The sequence below is a fragment of the Sphingomonas radicis genome, assembly GCF_051400635.1.
GTDB lineage: Bacteria > Pseudomonadota > Alphaproteobacteria > Sphingomonadales > Sphingomonadaceae > Sphingomonas.
This window is the reverse complement of sequence record NZ_JBLFFG010000001.1, coordinates 1411927-1426071: the sequence shown is the minus strand read 5'-3', so window position 1 is coordinate 1426071 and position 14145 is coordinate 1411927. Positions and strand designations below refer to the sequence as shown.

15 protein-coding genes are annotated in these 14145 nt (G+C 66.8%); 11 read left to right on the top strand and 4 right to left on the bottom strand.

Going from position 1 to position 14145, the window contains the following annotated elements:
• Nucleotides 1-202 precede the first annotated feature (202 nt).
• Nucleotides 203-1675 carry a DEAD/DEAH box helicase gene (locus ACMGDH_RS06450; protein WP_436827074.1) on the top strand — a complete coding sequence of 491 codons (1473 nt, stop codon included), beginning with the start codon at nt 203-205 and terminating at the stop codon, nt 1673-1675.
• A 91-nt stretch (nt 1676-1766) separates the two neighbouring features.
• Complete coding sequence (locus ACMGDH_RS06445; protein ID WP_436827240.1) at nt 1767-2174, top strand: DUF3597 domain-containing protein; 408 nt, start codon at nt 1767-1769, stop codon at nt 2172-2174.
• A gap of 15 nt (nt 2175-2189) precedes the next feature.
• On the opposite strand, the gene ACMGDH_RS06440 is transcribed toward ACMGDH_RS06445, so the two are convergent.
• Nucleotides 2190-2867 (bottom strand): dienelactone hydrolase family protein, encoded by a 678-nt coding sequence (locus ACMGDH_RS06440; protein WP_436827073.1) that lies wholly within the window; start codon nt 2865-2867, stop codon nt 2190-2192.
• Between the two features lie 170 nt (nt 2868-3037).
• Here ACMGDH_RS06440 and ACMGDH_RS06435 point away from each other — a divergent pair, with 170 nt between their 5' ends.
• The 5 genes from ACMGDH_RS06435 (at nt 3038) to ACMGDH_RS06415 (ending at nt 8005) form a co-directional block, all read left to right on the top strand.
• Nucleotides 3038-3592 (top strand): F0F1 ATP synthase subunit delta, encoded by a 555-nt coding sequence (locus tag ACMGDH_RS06435; protein ID WP_436827072.1) that lies wholly within the window; start codon nt 3038-3040, stop codon nt 3590-3592.
• 11 nt (nt 3593-3603) lie between these two features.
• On the top strand, nt 3604-5133 hold the full coding sequence (gene atpA / locus ACMGDH_RS06430; RefSeq protein ID WP_436827071.1) for a F0F1 ATP synthase subunit alpha: 1530 nt from the start codon (nt 3604-3606) through the stop codon (nt 5131-5133).
• Between the two features lie 104 nt (nt 5134-5237).
• The gene (locus tag ACMGDH_RS06425; RefSeq protein ID WP_436827070.1) at nt 5238-6116 is read left to right on the top strand and encodes a F0F1 ATP synthase subunit gamma; all 879 of its coding nucleotides are present in this window, start codon (nt 5238-5240) and stop codon (nt 6114-6116) included.
• Nucleotides 6117-6143: 27 nt separating this feature from the next.
• Nucleotides 6144-7622, top strand: a complete 1479-nt coding sequence (atpD, locus tag ACMGDH_RS06420; protein WP_436827069.1) for a F0F1 ATP synthase subunit beta — start codon at nt 6144-6146, stop codon at nt 7620-7622.
• A 128-nt stretch (nt 7623-7750) separates the two neighbouring features.
• Nucleotides 7751-8005, top strand: coding sequence for an ATP synthase F1 subunit epsilon (locus ACMGDH_RS06415; protein WP_436827068.1), 255 nt, complete (start codon nt 7751-7753; stop codon nt 8003-8005).
• A gap of 155 nt (nt 8006-8160) precedes the next feature.
• Here ACMGDH_RS06415 and ACMGDH_RS06410 read toward each other — a convergent pair whose 3' ends face one another.
• Together ACMGDH_RS06410 and ACMGDH_RS06405 are read right to left on the bottom strand one after the other, a co-directional pair.
• Complete coding sequence (locus tag ACMGDH_RS06410) at nt 8161-8595, bottom strand: DUF6265 family protein (protein ID WP_436827067.1); 435 nt, start codon at nt 8593-8595, stop codon at nt 8161-8163.
• A 50-nt stretch (nt 8596-8645) separates the two neighbouring features.
• Nucleotides 8646-9089, bottom strand: a complete 444-nt coding sequence (locus ACMGDH_RS06405) for a hemerythrin domain-containing protein (RefSeq protein WP_436827066.1) — start codon at nt 9087-9089, stop codon at nt 8646-8648.
• Between the two features lie 147 nt (nt 9090-9236).
• Between ACMGDH_RS06405 and ACMGDH_RS06400 the strand changes: the two genes are divergently transcribed.
• Nucleotides 9237-10769, top strand: coding sequence for a TadA family conjugal transfer-associated ATPase (locus ACMGDH_RS06400; RefSeq protein WP_436827065.1), 1533 nt, complete (start codon nt 9237-9239; stop codon nt 10767-10769).
• Between the two features lie 44 nt (nt 10770-10813).
• Complete coding sequence (locus ACMGDH_RS06395) at nt 10814-11959, top strand: aspartyl protease family protein (protein WP_436827064.1); 1146 nt, start codon at nt 10814-10816, stop codon at nt 11957-11959.
• Here ACMGDH_RS06395 and ACMGDH_RS06390 read toward each other — a convergent pair.
• On the bottom strand, nt 11953-12198 hold the full coding sequence (locus tag ACMGDH_RS06390; RefSeq protein ID WP_436827063.1) for a hypothetical protein: 246 nt from the start codon (nt 12196-12198) through the stop codon (nt 11953-11955). The genes ACMGDH_RS06395 and ACMGDH_RS06390 overlap by 7 nt on opposite strands.
• Here ACMGDH_RS06390 and ACMGDH_RS06385 point away from each other — a divergent pair.
• Entirely contained in the window at nt 12197-13027 is an 831-nt protein-coding gene (locus tag ACMGDH_RS06385) for a class I SAM-dependent methyltransferase (protein ID WP_436827062.1), read from the top strand. The genes ACMGDH_RS06390 and ACMGDH_RS06385 overlap by 2 nt on opposite strands.
• Before the next feature lie 87 nt (nt 13028-13114).
• Complete coding sequence (locus tag ACMGDH_RS06380; RefSeq protein WP_436827061.1) at nt 13115-14143, top strand: methyl-accepting chemotaxis protein; 1029 nt, start codon at nt 13115-13117, stop codon at nt 14141-14143.
• Nucleotides 14144-14145: the final 2 nt, after the last annotated feature.

Here is a 14145-nt window from a genome sequence, read left to right as displayed (position 1 = left end):
CTTGACCTAGGACAGCTTTGCTACCATATGGCGCGCAGCGAGGCATCTAGCAGCGTGATCGGACGACACCCACAAAGGTTGGCGTCCCGGCTCTGCCTCGGTTGGTTTCACGGCTTCCCTAGTCACGCGGGTCGTCATTTTTTGACCCCGCCTTCGTGCGCCTTTTTCCGTGCGCGCGCCGGCCGTATTCGTAAGGTCCACAATGCAATTCAATCAACTCGGTCTCTCGGAGACCGTTCTCGCTGCGCTTGCAGCCAAGGGTTACAGCGAAGCGACGCCTATCCAGGCGCAGTCGATCCCGGCACTGCTAGAAGGGCGCGACCTGCTCGGCATCGCCCAGACCGGCACCGGCAAGACCGCCGCTTTCATGCTCCCCTCGATCGACCGTCTGGTCGCATCGGGCAAGCGCGCCCAGCCGCGCGGCTGCCGCATGCTCGTGCTCGCCCCGACCCGCGAGCTCGCCAGCCAGATCGCCGACAATGCGCGCCATTATGCCAAGGGCACCAAGCTCTCGGTCGCGACCGTGTTCGGCGGCACTTCGATCCACAAGAACAAGACCGATCTTGCGCGCGGCGTCGACATCGTCGTCGCCACCCCGGGGCGTCTCGTCGACCTGATCGACCAGTGCTACGCGATCCTGCTCGGCATCGAGATTCTGGTCCTCGACGAGGCTGACCAGATGATGGACCTGGGCTTCATCCACGCGCTCAAGCGGATCGTCCGCGAGCTGCCGTCGAAGCGCCAGACCCTGTTCTTCTCGGCAACGATGCCGAAGAGCATCCGCGAGCTCGCCGGCCAGTTCATTCACAATCCGGTGGAAGTGAAGGTGACTCCGGTCGCCACCACGGCCGAGCGCGTCGAGCAGCAGGTGACTTTCGTCACGCAGGCCGAGAAGCAGGCGCTGCTCACCATTGCTCTCCGCGACGAGACGATCGATCGCGCGCTGGTGTTCACTCGCACCAAGCACGGCGCCGATCGCGTCGTCCGCCTGCTCGCGGGCAACGGCATCGCGTCGAACGCGATCCACGGCAACAAGAGCCAGCCGCAGCGCGAGCGCGCGCTCGGCGAGTTCCGCTCGGGCAAGGTCAAGATCCTGGTCGCGACCGATATCGCCGCGCGCGGGATCGACGTGTCGGGCGTGAGCCATGTGTTCAACTTCGAGCTGCCCAACGTGCCGGAGCAGTACGTCCACCGCATCGGCCGCACCGCGCGCGCCGGCGCGACCGGCCTCGCCATCAGCTATTGCGCCGATGACGAGCGGCCCTACCTGCGCGACATCGAGAAGCTGACGCGCCAGAAGCTCACCGTCGTTCCGCTCCCTGCGAACTTCGTCGCCGAGGCAGAGAAGGTGAAGAACAGCCGCGTCAACGTGCCGGTGACTCGCTCCGAGCAGGCCGGCCGCCAGGGCCGCGACATGCAGCGCGATGGCCGCCGTCCCGGCCAGCCGCAGCGCCAGCGTCCGCAGGGCGATCGTCCCCGCAGCGATCAGCCCCGCCGTCACGAGGCGCCCCGCCCCGAGGCAGCGTCCGGCGAGCCGCGCCCGCGCCGCTTCGACGCCCCCAACCAGGGCGAGGGTCGCGGCGACGCACCCCGCAACTATGCGCGTCCCAAGCGCAAGTGGAGCGCCAAGCCCGCGGGCGGCGGCCAGCGGCAAGGCGGCGGACGCGGCCGCTAAGCCGCGATCCGCTTGAACTAGCCAAGGAACATAGCTCATAGGCGCGCGTTGCGCCCCTCGGAGTTCCACCAACTTCGAGGGGCACGTGACCATGGGCATTTTCAGCAAGATCAAATCGGCGATTTTCGGCGCACCCAAGCCGCAGGCTCCGCAGCCCACGCCCCAGCCGGCGGGCACCCCGGCGCAGGCGCCCGCCGCGCAGGCTCCCGCTCCTCAACCTCAGCCCCAGCCACAGCAGCCCGTGGACGTCGAACAGGTCCTGGAGGGCATCGCTGCCGGCAAGGGCAACCCCGACCTCAACTGGCGCCAGTCGATCGTCGATCTGCTCAAGCTGCTCGACATCGACTCAAGCCTGGACGCGCGCAAGGAGCTGGCCGAGGAGCTCGGCTATACCGGCGCCAGGGACGGCAGTGCCGAAATGAACATCTGGCTCCACAAGCAGGTGATGAACCAGCTCGAGGCCAATGGGGGCAAGGTCCCCGCCAGCCTCAAGGACTGACGCACGCGGCGGCGCTCAGCCGCCGTTCGCCCTGAACAGATCCAGCGTCCGCTCGCGCGCCAGCCGTGCGCTTTCGGCATGGAAATCGGCGCGGCGGTCGCAGTTGAAGCCGTGACCGGCGTCATAGACGAACACCTGGACGTTCGGATGCCCCGCCGCGATCACCCTCTCCACGCCTTCCATCGGAATGCCCGCATCGTGCCGGCCGAAGTGGAGGATCGCGGGGCATCTGGGTGATTCGTCCGCCGCATCGGGAATCAGCGCACCGTAATAGCCGGAGGCCGCGGCGAGCCCCTCGATCCGGCACGCGGCGAACCAGGTGATCGACCCGCCATAGCAATAGCCGGTGATGAACACCGGCCCCTTCGCCCGCAGCGCCTCGACGCACGTCCGCGTATCGGCGATGCTCGTCTCGATCGGATGGAGCTCGCGCGCGAGCCTGCGTCCGGCCGCGATCCCCTCGGCATCATAGCCTGTCTCGAATCCCGGTGCCTCGCGGTCGAACAGCGCTGGGGCGAGCACTTCATAGCCGTCGGCCGCATATCCGTCGCACACGTCGCGGATGTGGGCGTTCACGCCGAAGATCTCCTGGATCACCACCAGCCCGCCGCGCCGCTCGCCTGCCGGCTCGGCGTGATAGACCTGGACCTCGGCCCCGTCCGACATCGTCATCCCAATGAACTTGCCCGCCATTTCGGCTTTCCTCCGCCAATCGAATCGCTTGCGCGAGGCATAGCATTCGGACTCGGGTTGAATCCCCCGGATACCGATGCTAACGCGCCGCCACCCATTGGGGGTGCCTCTCGGGCGCGCCCCCTTTTTGCATGGGGCAATTCCGATCCCTCCAAGAGGAAAAGCATCGCGTGGAGAATTCCGGCGGTATCCAGGCCAGTCTAAGCGGACGCTACGCAACCGCCCTGTTCGAGCTTGCGCGCGATTCGAAGACGATTCCCCAGGTCGAGGCCAGCCTCGTCACCGTGCGCCAGGCGCTCGACGAATCGAGCGACTTCCGCCTGCTCACGGCAAGCCCGCTGATCGGCCGTACCGCCGCGGCCAAGGCGATTGCCGCGACCGCAGCCAAGCTGAAGCTCGACGCCACCACCGCGAACTTCCTGGGCGTGCTCGCGCAGAACCGACGCCTGGGCCAGCTTCCCGCGATCATCCGCGACTTCCGCAAGCTCGCGGCGCAGTTCCGCGGCGAGACGACCGCCGAAGTCGTTTCCGCCCACCCGCTCGACGCCGATCAGGTCGAAGCGCTCAAGCAGCAGCTTCGCACCCGCGTCGGCCGTGACGTCAATGTCGACCTCGCGGTCGATCCCTCGCTCCTTGGCGGGCTGGTCGTGAAGATCGGCAGCCAGATGATCGATTCGTCGATCAAGACCCGACTGAACTCCCTCGCGCAGGCGATGAAAGGCTGAAGGCTAAGACAATGGATATCCGCGCCGCAGAAATCTCGAAGGTCATCAAGGACCAGATCGCCAATTTCGGCACCGAGGCTCAGGTCTCCGAGACCGGCCAGGTGCTCAGCGTGGGTGACGGCATCGCGCGCGTCCACGGCCTCGACAACGTCCAGGCGGGCGAGATGGTCGAGTTCGCCAATGGCGTGCAGGGCATGGCGCTCAACCTCGAGGCCGATAACGTCGGTATCGTGATCTTCGGGTCTGACTCGGAAATCAAGGAAGGCGACACGGTCAAGCGTACCGGCACGATCGTCGACGTTCCGGTCGGCAAGGGTCTGCTCGGCCGGGTCGTGGACGGCCTGGGCAACCCGATCGACGGCAAGGGCCCGATCGTCGCCGAGAAGCGCAGCCGCGTCGAAGTGAAGGCGCCGGGCATCATCCCGCGCCAGTCGGTTTCGGAGCCGATGCAGTCGGGCCTCAAGGCGATCGACGCGCTCGTCCCCGTCGGCCGCGGCCAGCGCGAGCTGATCATCGGCGATCGCCAGACCGGCAAGTCGGCCGTCGCGATCGACACCTTCATCAACCAGAAGACCGTCAACGCCGGCACCGACGAGAAGAAGAAGCTCTACTGCGTCTATGTCGCAGTCGGCCAGAAGCGCTCGACCGTCGCGCAGCTCGTCCGCACGCTCGAAGAGAACGGCGCGATGGAATATTCGATCGTGGTCGCCGCGACCGCGTCGGAGCCCGCCCCGCTCCAGTTCCTCGCGCCGTACACCGGCACTGCGATGGGCGAGTATTTCCGCGACAACGGCATGCACGCGCTGATCGTGTTCGACGATCTCTCGAAGCAGGCCGTCGCCTATCGCCAGATGTCGCTGCTGCTGCGCCGCCCGCCGGGCCGCGAAGCCTATCCGGGCGACGTCTTCTATCTCCACTCGCGCCTGCTGGAGCGTGCGGCGAAGATGTCGGACGCCAATGGCGGCGGCTCGCTCACCGCGCTGCCGATCATCGAGACCCAGGCGGGCGACGTTTCGGCGTACATCCCGACCAACGTGATCTCGATCACCGACGGCCAGATCTTCCTCGAGACCGACCTGTTCTTCGCGGGCATCCGCCCGGCGATCAACGTCGGCCTGTCGGTGAGCCGCGTCGGCTCGGCCGCGCAGACCAAGGCGATGAAGAAGGTCGCAGGCTCGATCAAGCTCGAGCTCGCCCAGTATCGCGAGATGGCAGCGTTCGCGCAGTTCGGCTCGGACCTCGACGCCTCGACCCAGAAGCTGCTCAACCGCGGCGCACGCCTGACCGAACTGCTCAAGCAGCCGCAGTTCTCGCCGCTGCCGTTCGAAGAGCAGACGGTGTCGATCTTCGCGGGCACGCAGGGCTTCCTCGACAGCGTGCCGGTGCAGGACGTCGTCCGCTACGAGGCAGCGATGCTCACCGAGATGCGCACCAGCCACGCCGACATCCTCGCCGCGATCCGCGACACCAAGGATCTGTCGGACGAGACCAAGGCGAAGCTCAAGGACGCGCTGACGGCGTTCGGCAAGACGTTCGCCTGAGGACTAACTAGTGCTCCTGCGAAAGCAGGAGCCCAGAGTCGCAAGCGACTCGCTCGATTACCCTGGGCCCCTGCTTTCGCAGGGGCGCAAGAAGGAAGAAAGCGTTGGCCTCTCTCAAGGCACTCAAGGTCCGGATCAACTCGGTCAAGTCGACCCAGAAGATCACCAAGGCGATGAAGATGGTCGCCGCCGCGAAGCTGCGCCGAGCGCAGGAGGCGGCGGAGGCCGGGCGCCCCTATGCCCAGCGCCTCGAAGCCGTCGTCGCGAGCCTCGCGTCGAAGGTGACGATCAACGAGACTTCACCCAAGCTCCTCGCGGGCACGGGCAAGGACCAGGTGCACCTGCTCGTCGTCGCGACCTCTGACCGCGGCCTGGCCGGCGCGTTCAACAGCAACATCGCCCGCCTCGCCCGGCGCCGCGCGCAGGAGCTGATCGCCAAGGGCAAGACGGTCAAGTTCTACACGATCGGCCGCAAGGGCCGCGCGGTGCTCGCGCGCGCCTTCCCGAAGGACATTATCCACTCGGCCGAGCCGGGCGACCTGGGCAAGCTGGGCTTCGCCGAGGCCCGCGCCTGGGCCGACGACCTGATCGCCCGCTTCGAGGCCGGCGAGTTCGACGTCGCACACCTGTTCTACGCGCACTTCAAGTCGGTCCTGACGCAGGAGCCGACCGAGCAGCAGATCATCCCCGTCGCGATTCCCGAGGCCGCGGAATCGGCCGAGGCCGGCGCGGTTGTCGAGTATGAGCCCGACGAGGAAGCGATCCTCGCCGACCTGCTGCCGCGCAACGTGGGCGTCCAGATCTACCGCGCGATGCGCGAGAATGCGGCGTCGGAGCAGGGCTCGAAGATGACGGCGATGGACAACGCCACGCGCAATGCGGGCGACCTCATCAAGCGCCTGTCGATCCAGTATAACCGTGCCCGCCAGGCAGCGATCACCACCGAGCTGGTGGAAATCATTTCGGGCGCCGAAGCGCTCTAAGACAGATCAGAAGCAAGGAAGCAGACGATGGCAACCGCCGCAAAGACCCGCAGCGCCGCCCCGGCGAGCACCAACAATGTAGGCCGCATCTCGCAGGTCATCGGCGCCGTCGTCGACGTGTCGTTCGATGGCGGCGTGCTGCCGGCGATCCTGTCGGCGCTGGAGACCGACAACAACGGCCAGCGCCTCGTGCTCGAGGTTGCCCAGCACCTCGGCGAGAACACCGTCCGCACGATCGCGATGGACTCGACCGAGGGCCTGACCCGCGGCCAGTCGGTCACCGACACCGGCTCGCAGATCCAGGTGCCGGTCGGCCCGGCGACACTCGGCCGCATCCTCAACGTCGTCGGCGAGCCGATCGACGAGCGCGGCCCGGTCGCGACCGATCTGCGCGCGCCGATCCACGCCAAGGCTCCCGAGTTCGTCGACCAGTCGACCGAGAGCGCGATCCTCGTCACCGGCATCAAGGTCATCGACCTGCTCGCCCCTTATGCCAAGGGCGGCAAGATCGGCCTGTTCGGCGGCGCTGGCGTGGGCAAGACCGTGCTCATCCAGGAACTGATCAACAACATCGCCAAGGGCCACGGCGGCACCTCGGTGTTCGCAGGCGTCGGCGAGCGCACCCGTGAGGGCAACGATCTCTACCACGAGTTCCTCGACGCGGGCGTGATCGCCAAGGACGCCGATGGCAACGCCATCTCGGAGGGTTCGAAGGTCGCGCTGGTCTATGGCCAGATGAACGAGCCGCCGGGCGCCCGTGCGCGCGTCGCGCTCTCGGGCCTGACGATCGCCGAATATTTCCGCGACGTCGAAGGGCAGGACGTGCTGTTCTTCGTCGACAACATCTTCCGCTTCACCCAGGCGGGCGCCGAAGTGTCGGCGCTGCTCGGCCGTATTCCCTCGGCCGTGGGCTATCAGCCGACCCTGTCGACCGACATGGGCGCGCTGCAGGAGCGCATCACCTCGACCAACAAGGGCTCGATCACCTCGGTGCAGGCCGTGTACGTCCCCGCGGACGACCTTACCGATCCGGCGCCGGCGACTTCGTTCGCCCACTTGGACGCGACGACCGTGCTCAACCGCGCGATCTCGGAGCTCGGCATCTATCCCGCAGTGGACCCGCTCGACTCGACCAGCCGCGTGCTCGAGCCCCGCGTCGTCGGCCAGGAGCATTACGAGACGGCGCGCGCCGTCCAGTCGATCCTCCAGAAGTACAAGTCGCTGCAGGACATCATCGCGATCCTCGGCATGGACGAGCTTTCCGAAGAGGATAAGCTGACCGTGTCGCGTGCGCGGAAAATCCAGCGCTTCCTCAGCCAGCCGTTCCACGTCGCCGAAGTCTTCACCGGCATCCCCGGTGCCTTCGTGCAGATCGAGGACACCATCAAGTCGTTCAAGGCGGTGGTGAACGGCGAGTATGATCACCTGCCGGAAGCCGCCTTCTACATGGTCGGCGGCATCGACCAGGCGGTCGAAAAGGCCAAGAAGCTCGCCGGCGAGGCGTAAGTTAATTCAAGCCCTCTCCCCTCCGGGGAGAGGGTTGGGAGAGGGGCAGTCGATCAAGTTGCTGGGCCGGGTTCGAGAGACTGCCCCTCTCCCCGGCCCTCTCCCCAAAGGGGAGAGGGAGATTAGAGATGCCGCTTCACTTCGAACTCGTCACTCCCGAAAAGCTCCTCCGCTCGGAGGAGGTGCACATGGTCGTCGTTCCCGGCACCGAGGGCGACTTCGGCGTGCTCGAAGGGCATGCACCCTTCATGTCGACGATCCGCGACGGCAATCTCGAGATATACAAGACCGGCGCGACCACGCCCGAGACGATCCGCATCGAAGGCGGGTTCGCCGAAGTGAACGAAAAGGGCCTGACGGTCCTGGCCGAAAAGGCAGGCTGAGGCCCGGCCGGGCGGTTCGCGATTCGCGCCAGCCCCCGAACACCGCCCGCCCCAAGCTTCCAACCACCGTTCGCCCTGAGCCTGTCGAAGGGCGGCCCTCCACGAGCGAGCGGATTGTGGCGGCGCCCTTCGACAGGCTCAGGGCGAGCGGGCTTTCAAGGCGCCACCCGCTGGTACCGCCAACGCTGCGTCTTGCTCCCGTCGGCCAGCGAGATCTCCGCCATCAGCAGCTCGCCTTCGCGCCAGTAACGCACGCGTTGCGGGTAATCGTGCGCCGCATTCTCGAAAGTCACTGCGCGCGCCGCTGCGTCAATCGCTACCGCAGGGAAGTCCGCGGCCGCCTGCCCCTGCGGCTCGGCATGGAAGACCGCGCCGGATTCGTTGACCGTGATACGCATCCGCTCGCGAGTCGTCCCATGCTCGGTCCGGGTGGTCCCTTCGCCGCGCATTACGCCCTCGTCCATCGGCATCCAGATTTCGCAGGTGAGGCTACCGTTCCTCGGTTCGGTGCACCAGGTGCCGACGAGCCAGTCGAGCGGGGTCGGCGCGGCGCCCTGCCCCGCAGCCATCAGCGCCAATGCTATCAGCATGAGACCCTCCCGTTGCCGGAGAGGGTCTCATACGCTGGCGCCGCGCGCAATCAGGCGGGGATCTCGTCCTTCAGCTCCTCGAACGCTTCGCCCATTTCCTTGCGCTCGGCCATTTCGAAATTCTCGCGCACGTCGGAGAAGATCGAGTCCTCCTCCTCCTTGATGTGGTGCTCCAGGATTTCCTTCATCACCTTGGCCTCGGCCTGCCATTCGGGCGAAAGCGGGTCCGCGCCGCCCTTCAGCTTGGCGAGCAGCGTGTCCGCCAGCATGTGCTCGGTATAGCCTTCATAGCCGTCCTGCTGGATCTCTTCGTCCGCCTGCCCGACCAGCTTTTCGTAGACCACCTTCTCCTCGGCCCGCGCGTGCTTCTTGAGCAGCGCCGCGAATTCCTCGAACGCCGCAGTGATCTCCGGCGCCTTTTCGCTGCTGGTGATCGTGCGCAGCAGCTTCTTGAGCTCCATGTGATCGGTATGCAGCGCCTTGGTGATTTCCATCATCCGTCTCCTCGAGGGTTTCGGGCGCTCAACGAAGCAGGAGCCGCCGGGTTGCCCGCGCGGTTCGGCAAATGCTCGTGGTTAGGCAAATCTAAAGCCTTCCCGGCGTACCCAGGTTTCGGAAACCGGGTGATCGCAGAGTATTCGATGAGCGCTTTCGGACGACGCAACGGATTGGGTGGTGCAGCGGGCGGAAGGCCCGCCTTTGGCGTGGCGCGGCCGATGCACGGCGGAGGCGGCGCACGCCAGCCGGACCCCGCGCCGCTCGGCGGCGAGCAGTTCCCCCCGCTCAATGCGGTGCCGCTTCCCGGAGCAGCCGAACACATCGATCCCCCCGGCCCCAACAGCGAGGCGATGCAGCGCCTGGCCGATCGCCAGTCGGCATCGGGCGAGGCGGGCAACTCGCGGATGGAAGGGTTCGAGGCTTCGATCCACCGCATCAAGGAGCAGGTGCTTCCCCGCCTGCTCGAACGCGTCGACCCCGAAGCCGCCGCGACGCTGACCAAGGACGAGCTGGCGGAGGAATTCCGCCCGATCATCGGCGAAGTGCTCGCCGAACTGAAGCTCACGCTCAACCGCCGCGAGCAGTTCGCGCTCGAAAAGGTGCTCGTCGACGAGCTGCTCGGCCTCGGTCCTCTCGAAGAGCTGCTCGCCGACCCCGCCATCAGCGACATCATGGTCAACGGCCCCGAGCAGACCTTCGTCGAGCGAAAGGGCAAGCTCGAGCTCGCCAACATCCAGTTTCGCGACGAGGAGCATCTGTTCCAGATCGCGCAGCGCATCTGCAACTCGGTCGGCCGCCGCGTCGACCAGACCACCCCGCTCGCCGACGCGCGCCTCAAGGACGGCAGCCGCGTCAACGTGATCGTACCGCCGCTCAGCCTGCGCGGCACTGCCATCTCGATCCGTAAATTCTCCGCCAAGCCGATCACGCTCGACATGATGGCCAAGGGCGGATCGATGTCCGAGAAGATGGCCACCGCGCTCAAGGTCGCCGGCGCCAGCCGCTTCAACATCGTCATCTCGGGCGGCACCGGCTCGGGCAAGACGACGATGCTCAACGCCCTGTCGAAGATGATCGACCCGGGCGAGCGCGTACTCACGATCGAGGACGCCGCCGAGCTCCGGCTGCAGCAGCCGCACTGGCTGCCGCTCGAAACCCGCCCGCCCAATCTGGAGGGGCAAGGCGAAATCAGCATCCGCGATCTCGTCAAGAACGCACTGCGCATGCGCCCCGATCGGATCATCCTGGGCGAAATCCGCGGCAGCGAATGTTTCGACATGCTCGCCGCGATGAACACCGGTCACGACGGATCGATGTGCACACTCCACTCGAACAGCCCCCGTGAGGCGCTGGCGCGTATGGAGAACATGGTGATGATGTCGGACATCAAGGTGCCCAAGGAAGCGATCTCGCGCCAGATCGCCGACTCGGTGGACCTGATCATCCAGGTCAAGCGCCTGCGCGATGGTTCTCGCCGCGTGACCAACGTCACCGAAGTGATCGGAATGGAAGGCCCGGTGATCGTCACCCAGGAGCTGTTCAAGTTCGAGTATCTCGACGAGTCGGCCGACGGCAAGATTATCGGCGAATATCGCTCGATGGGCCTGCGCCCCTACACGCTCGAAAAGGCCAAGCAATATGGCTTCGACCAGGCGCTGCTCGAGGCGTGCCTCTGACCGGCGCGGTTGAGTCCGCCCTGCGGCGCTTCTAAGCCCGGCAGGTGCTCGCGCTATTGATCCTTCCCGTGCTCGCGCTGGCCGATCCGGCCGGCACGACCAGCCTCGCGCCGGACAGCGAATCACGCTGGGTCGAGTTCGAGCTCACCCCGAGCAACCAGATCCGCTTCACCGTGGAAGTGAACGGCCGCCCCGCCCGCGGCATCCTCGATACCGGGCTCAGCGACACGATTGTCACGCCTGCATTCGCCGACGGGGCCGGGATCGAGCCCGACGCGCGCGAGCAGGCGGCGGCGATCGGCGGCGCGGTCGAAGTCGGCTGGGCGCCGGTCGAAACCGTCGGCTTCGGCGGGCTGACTCGCAAGGGTGGCCGGCTCGGCATCTCCTCGGCGCTCGGGCAGGAACGGTTCGGAACCGACATCTATGTCGGTGCGGACATCCTCGGCTGCTGCGCGCTCGATATCGACTATGACGCGCGCCGCTTCCGCATCCTGCCGAGCGGACGGCTCCCCTTCGGCGGCGCCATCGCGCCGCTCGGTCGCACCCCCCGCTCGGGCATCTACGTGTCCCAGGTCACGCTCGCGGGAACGCGGCTGCGCCCGATGGTGGTGGATACCGGCGACGGTGCCGCCATCACGCTGAGCCGCGCCGCGTGGCGTTCGACGGGCGCAAGCGGCGCCATGACGTCGACGCTCGGCTGGGGAATGGGCGGCGCGCTGGTCACCGATACCGTGGTGGTGCCCTCGCTTTCGGTCGCCGGGCTGACTCCCGCCGAAACCGAAGTGCGGATCGAGCCTGAGGACGGCTTCTCCGCGCGGATCGGCGTGGCCGGCCGGATCGGCACCGGGCTGATGATGCGCTACCGGGTGCTGCTCGATCCCAAGGCGAACCGGATGGCGCTCGTCCCCGGCAAGCTGGCGTCGGAACCCGTGGTCCGCTCGACCAGCGGGCTGCTGCTCGATTTCTCCGGCGATGCACTGCGCGTCCTCCATGTCATGCGCGGCTCGCCCGCGGCCGAGGGCGGATGGCGCGAAGGCGAGACGATCTGCGCCGCGGACGGCGTTCCGGTCGCCGAGCAGGTCCGCGCCGCGGGCGGGGTCGACTGGTCCGTGGGCACCCCCGGCCGCACCGTCCGCCTGAAGCTGTGCACCGGCGAGGAACGCGCGCTGACGCTCCGCCGCTTCTATTGAGGAAAGTTGAGGGCCAGGCTTCCGAGCACCACGGCGGCGAGCAACGCGATCATCTGGATCGTCGTCCAGGGCACGAAACCCACGGCATCAAGGTCGCGCCGCTTGCGCTGGCGCCATTCGCCGATGCCGCTGATCCCCGCAACCAGCAGGGCAATCACCGCACCGCCCAAGAATTGTTGTTGCATCGTTCCGAAAAACTCCCACATGGGGGCATACGCATCCGGGCAGGGAAACGCCATGCGCCAGAATCTGACAAAGTATCTGACGATCGCAGCTCTCGCGACCACGGCCGTGGCCGTGGCAAGCGTCGCAGCGGGCGAACCGCGCAACCAGCGCAGCACGCTCAACGAAGCCGTATCTGCGCCGACGCGAACGCCTGCGAACCTCGCCCGCGACAAATATCGCCACCCCCTGGAAACGCTGTCCTTCTTCGGCGTCTCGCCCGGCGATACCGTGGTCGAGATCTGGCCCGGCGGCGGCTGGTACACCGAGATTCTCGCGCCCCTCACTAAGGCCAAGGGCACGCTCTATGCTGCCGGTCCCTGGCCCAACGGCGTCAAGGGCGTTCAGACCAAGCAGGCGCAGGACCCCGCCACCTACGGCCATGTGAAGCTCGCCGGCTTCCCCTGGTCCGAGGGTCAGCCCAAGGTGCCCGACGGCAGCGCCGACGTGGTGCTCACCTTCCGCAACGTCCATAACTGGCGGATGGGCTATCAGCGTGACGGGCAGGATTACGCCGCTGAGGCGTTCCGCCAGATGTTCGCGATGCTCAAGCCGGGGGGCACGCTCGGCATCGTCGACCATCGCCTGCCCGAATCGGCCAGCGACGAGCGCGAGAAGAACAGCGGCTACATCAAGGTATCCACCGTCCGCCGCCTCGCCGAGGGTGCAGGCTTCCGCTACGTCGGCGCCTCCGAGGTCAACGCGAATCCAAAGGACACCGCGGACTGGCCCGAGGGCGTCTGGACGCTGCCCCCAAGCTATCGCCTGAAGGACGTCGATCGCTCCAAGTATGAAGCGATCGGCGAGAGCGACCGCATGACGCTCAAGTTCAGGAAACCGGACTGAAAATTCTGATGGTGCGCTGCACCAGACGTTAACCGTTGCGGCCTATAAGCAGCCTTTGTGCCGCGCCGAATCAGAACCCTTCTCTCCGTGCTCCGCGAAGACGTGGACAGCTTCGCCAGCCGCAACGAAGAGATCGCTGCCCGCACCAACCTGCTCGCGCTCAACGCCGCGATCGAGGCGGCGCGCTCGGGCGAGGCCGGCCGCGGCTTCTCGGTCGTCGCGCAGGAAGTGAAAGCGCTCGCCCAGCAGGCGCGCAGCACTTCGCTCGAATTCCGCTCCGATGTGCGCGAGCGCATCGCGATGGGCGCGAGCATCGCCGACGAGATGGTCGGCGAGATCGAAGGCACTCGCCTCGTCGAGCTCGCTCAGGCGCTGATCCAGAACGTCACCCGTCACCTGTTCGATCGCAGTGTCGATCTGCGCGTGATGGCCACCGACGCCGAAGTCATCGCCGCCACGCTCGATCCCACGCCCGAAAAGATCGCCGCCGCACAGGAGCGGCTCGCGCTCTTCACGCGCGCCTCGCCTTATTATCTCAACGCCTTCGTCGCCAACGCAGCCGGCCGCGTCACCATCTCGTCCAATCCCGTGGCGCGCGTGCGCCAGGCCGATCTTTCCCGGGCACCGCAGTTCCTCAAGGCAATGTCCAGCCGGCACAGCGACGAATGGTTCACCGACGAGGTCTGGCAGAACCCCTGGTCCGATCATCGCGCCGTGCTGGTGTTCGTCACCGGCATCCGCTCGCGCGGGCAGGAGGGCACGCCCGAGGGTGCGCTCTATCTCGAATATGATTGGGAGCGCCACGTCGCGCAGATGCTCTCCGACCGTTCGCTGTTCAGCGAGCGCGACTGGGAACGCACCCGGATCAGCATCGTCGACGAAGCCGATCGCGTGGTCGCCGACACCCGCGGTGCCCATTTCGGCGAGAAAGTGCCGCTCCCCGCACGCGCCGTGCGCGGCGCCGAGGTCCGCGGCGACTCCACCGCCGCCTTCGCCGCCGCCACCGAGTACCACGGCTTCCACGGCCTCGGCCTGCGCTGCGTGATCGAACAGCGCATGCCCAGCGTCAGCGATATCGAGGCGGCGTTGGGCGGGTTGCGGGCGCGACAGGGCTAGCG

Excerpts from the sequence above, each read along its gene's own strand:
- ACMGDH_RS06450 (WP_436827074.1), top strand. The coding sequence starts at position 203 with ATGCAATTCAATCAACTCGGTCTCTCGGAGACCGTTCTCGCTGCGCTT.
- ACMGDH_RS06445 (WP_436827240.1), top strand. The coding sequence starts at position 1,767 with ATGGGCATTTTCAGCAAGATCAAATCGGCGATTTTCGGCGCACCCAAG.
- ACMGDH_RS06440 (WP_436827073.1), bottom strand. The coding sequence starts at position 2,867 with ATGGCGGGCAAGTTCATTGGGATGACGATGTCGGACGGGGCCGAGGTC.
- atpA (WP_436827071.1), top strand. The coding sequence starts at position 3,604 with ATGGATATCCGCGCCGCAGAAATCTCGAAGGTCATCAAGGACCAGATC.
- atpD (WP_436827069.1), top strand. The coding sequence starts at position 6,144 with ATGGCAACCGCCGCAAAGACCCGCAGCGCCGCCCCGGCGAGCACCAAC.
- ACMGDH_RS06415 (WP_436827068.1), top strand. The coding sequence starts at position 7,751 with ATGCCGCTTCACTTCGAACTCGTCACTCCCGAAAAGCTCCTCCGCTCG.
- ACMGDH_RS06410 (WP_436827067.1), bottom strand. The coding sequence starts at position 8,595 with ATGCTGATAGCATTGGCGCTGATGGCTGCGGGGCAGGGCGCCGCGCCG.
- ACMGDH_RS06405 (WP_436827066.1), bottom strand. The coding sequence starts at position 9,089 with ATGGAAATCACCAAGGCGCTGCATACCGATCACATGGAGCTCAAGAAG.
- ACMGDH_RS06400 (WP_436827065.1), top strand. The coding sequence starts at position 9,237 with ATGAGCGCTTTCGGACGACGCAACGGATTGGGTGGTGCAGCGGGCGGA.
- ACMGDH_RS06385 (WP_436827062.1), top strand. The coding sequence starts at position 12,197 with ATGCGCCAGAATCTGACAAAGTATCTGACGATCGCAGCTCTCGCGACC.
- ACMGDH_RS06390 (WP_436827063.1), bottom strand. The coding sequence starts at position 12,198 with ATGGCGTTTCCCTGCCCGGATGCGTATGCCCCCATGTGGGAGTTTTTC.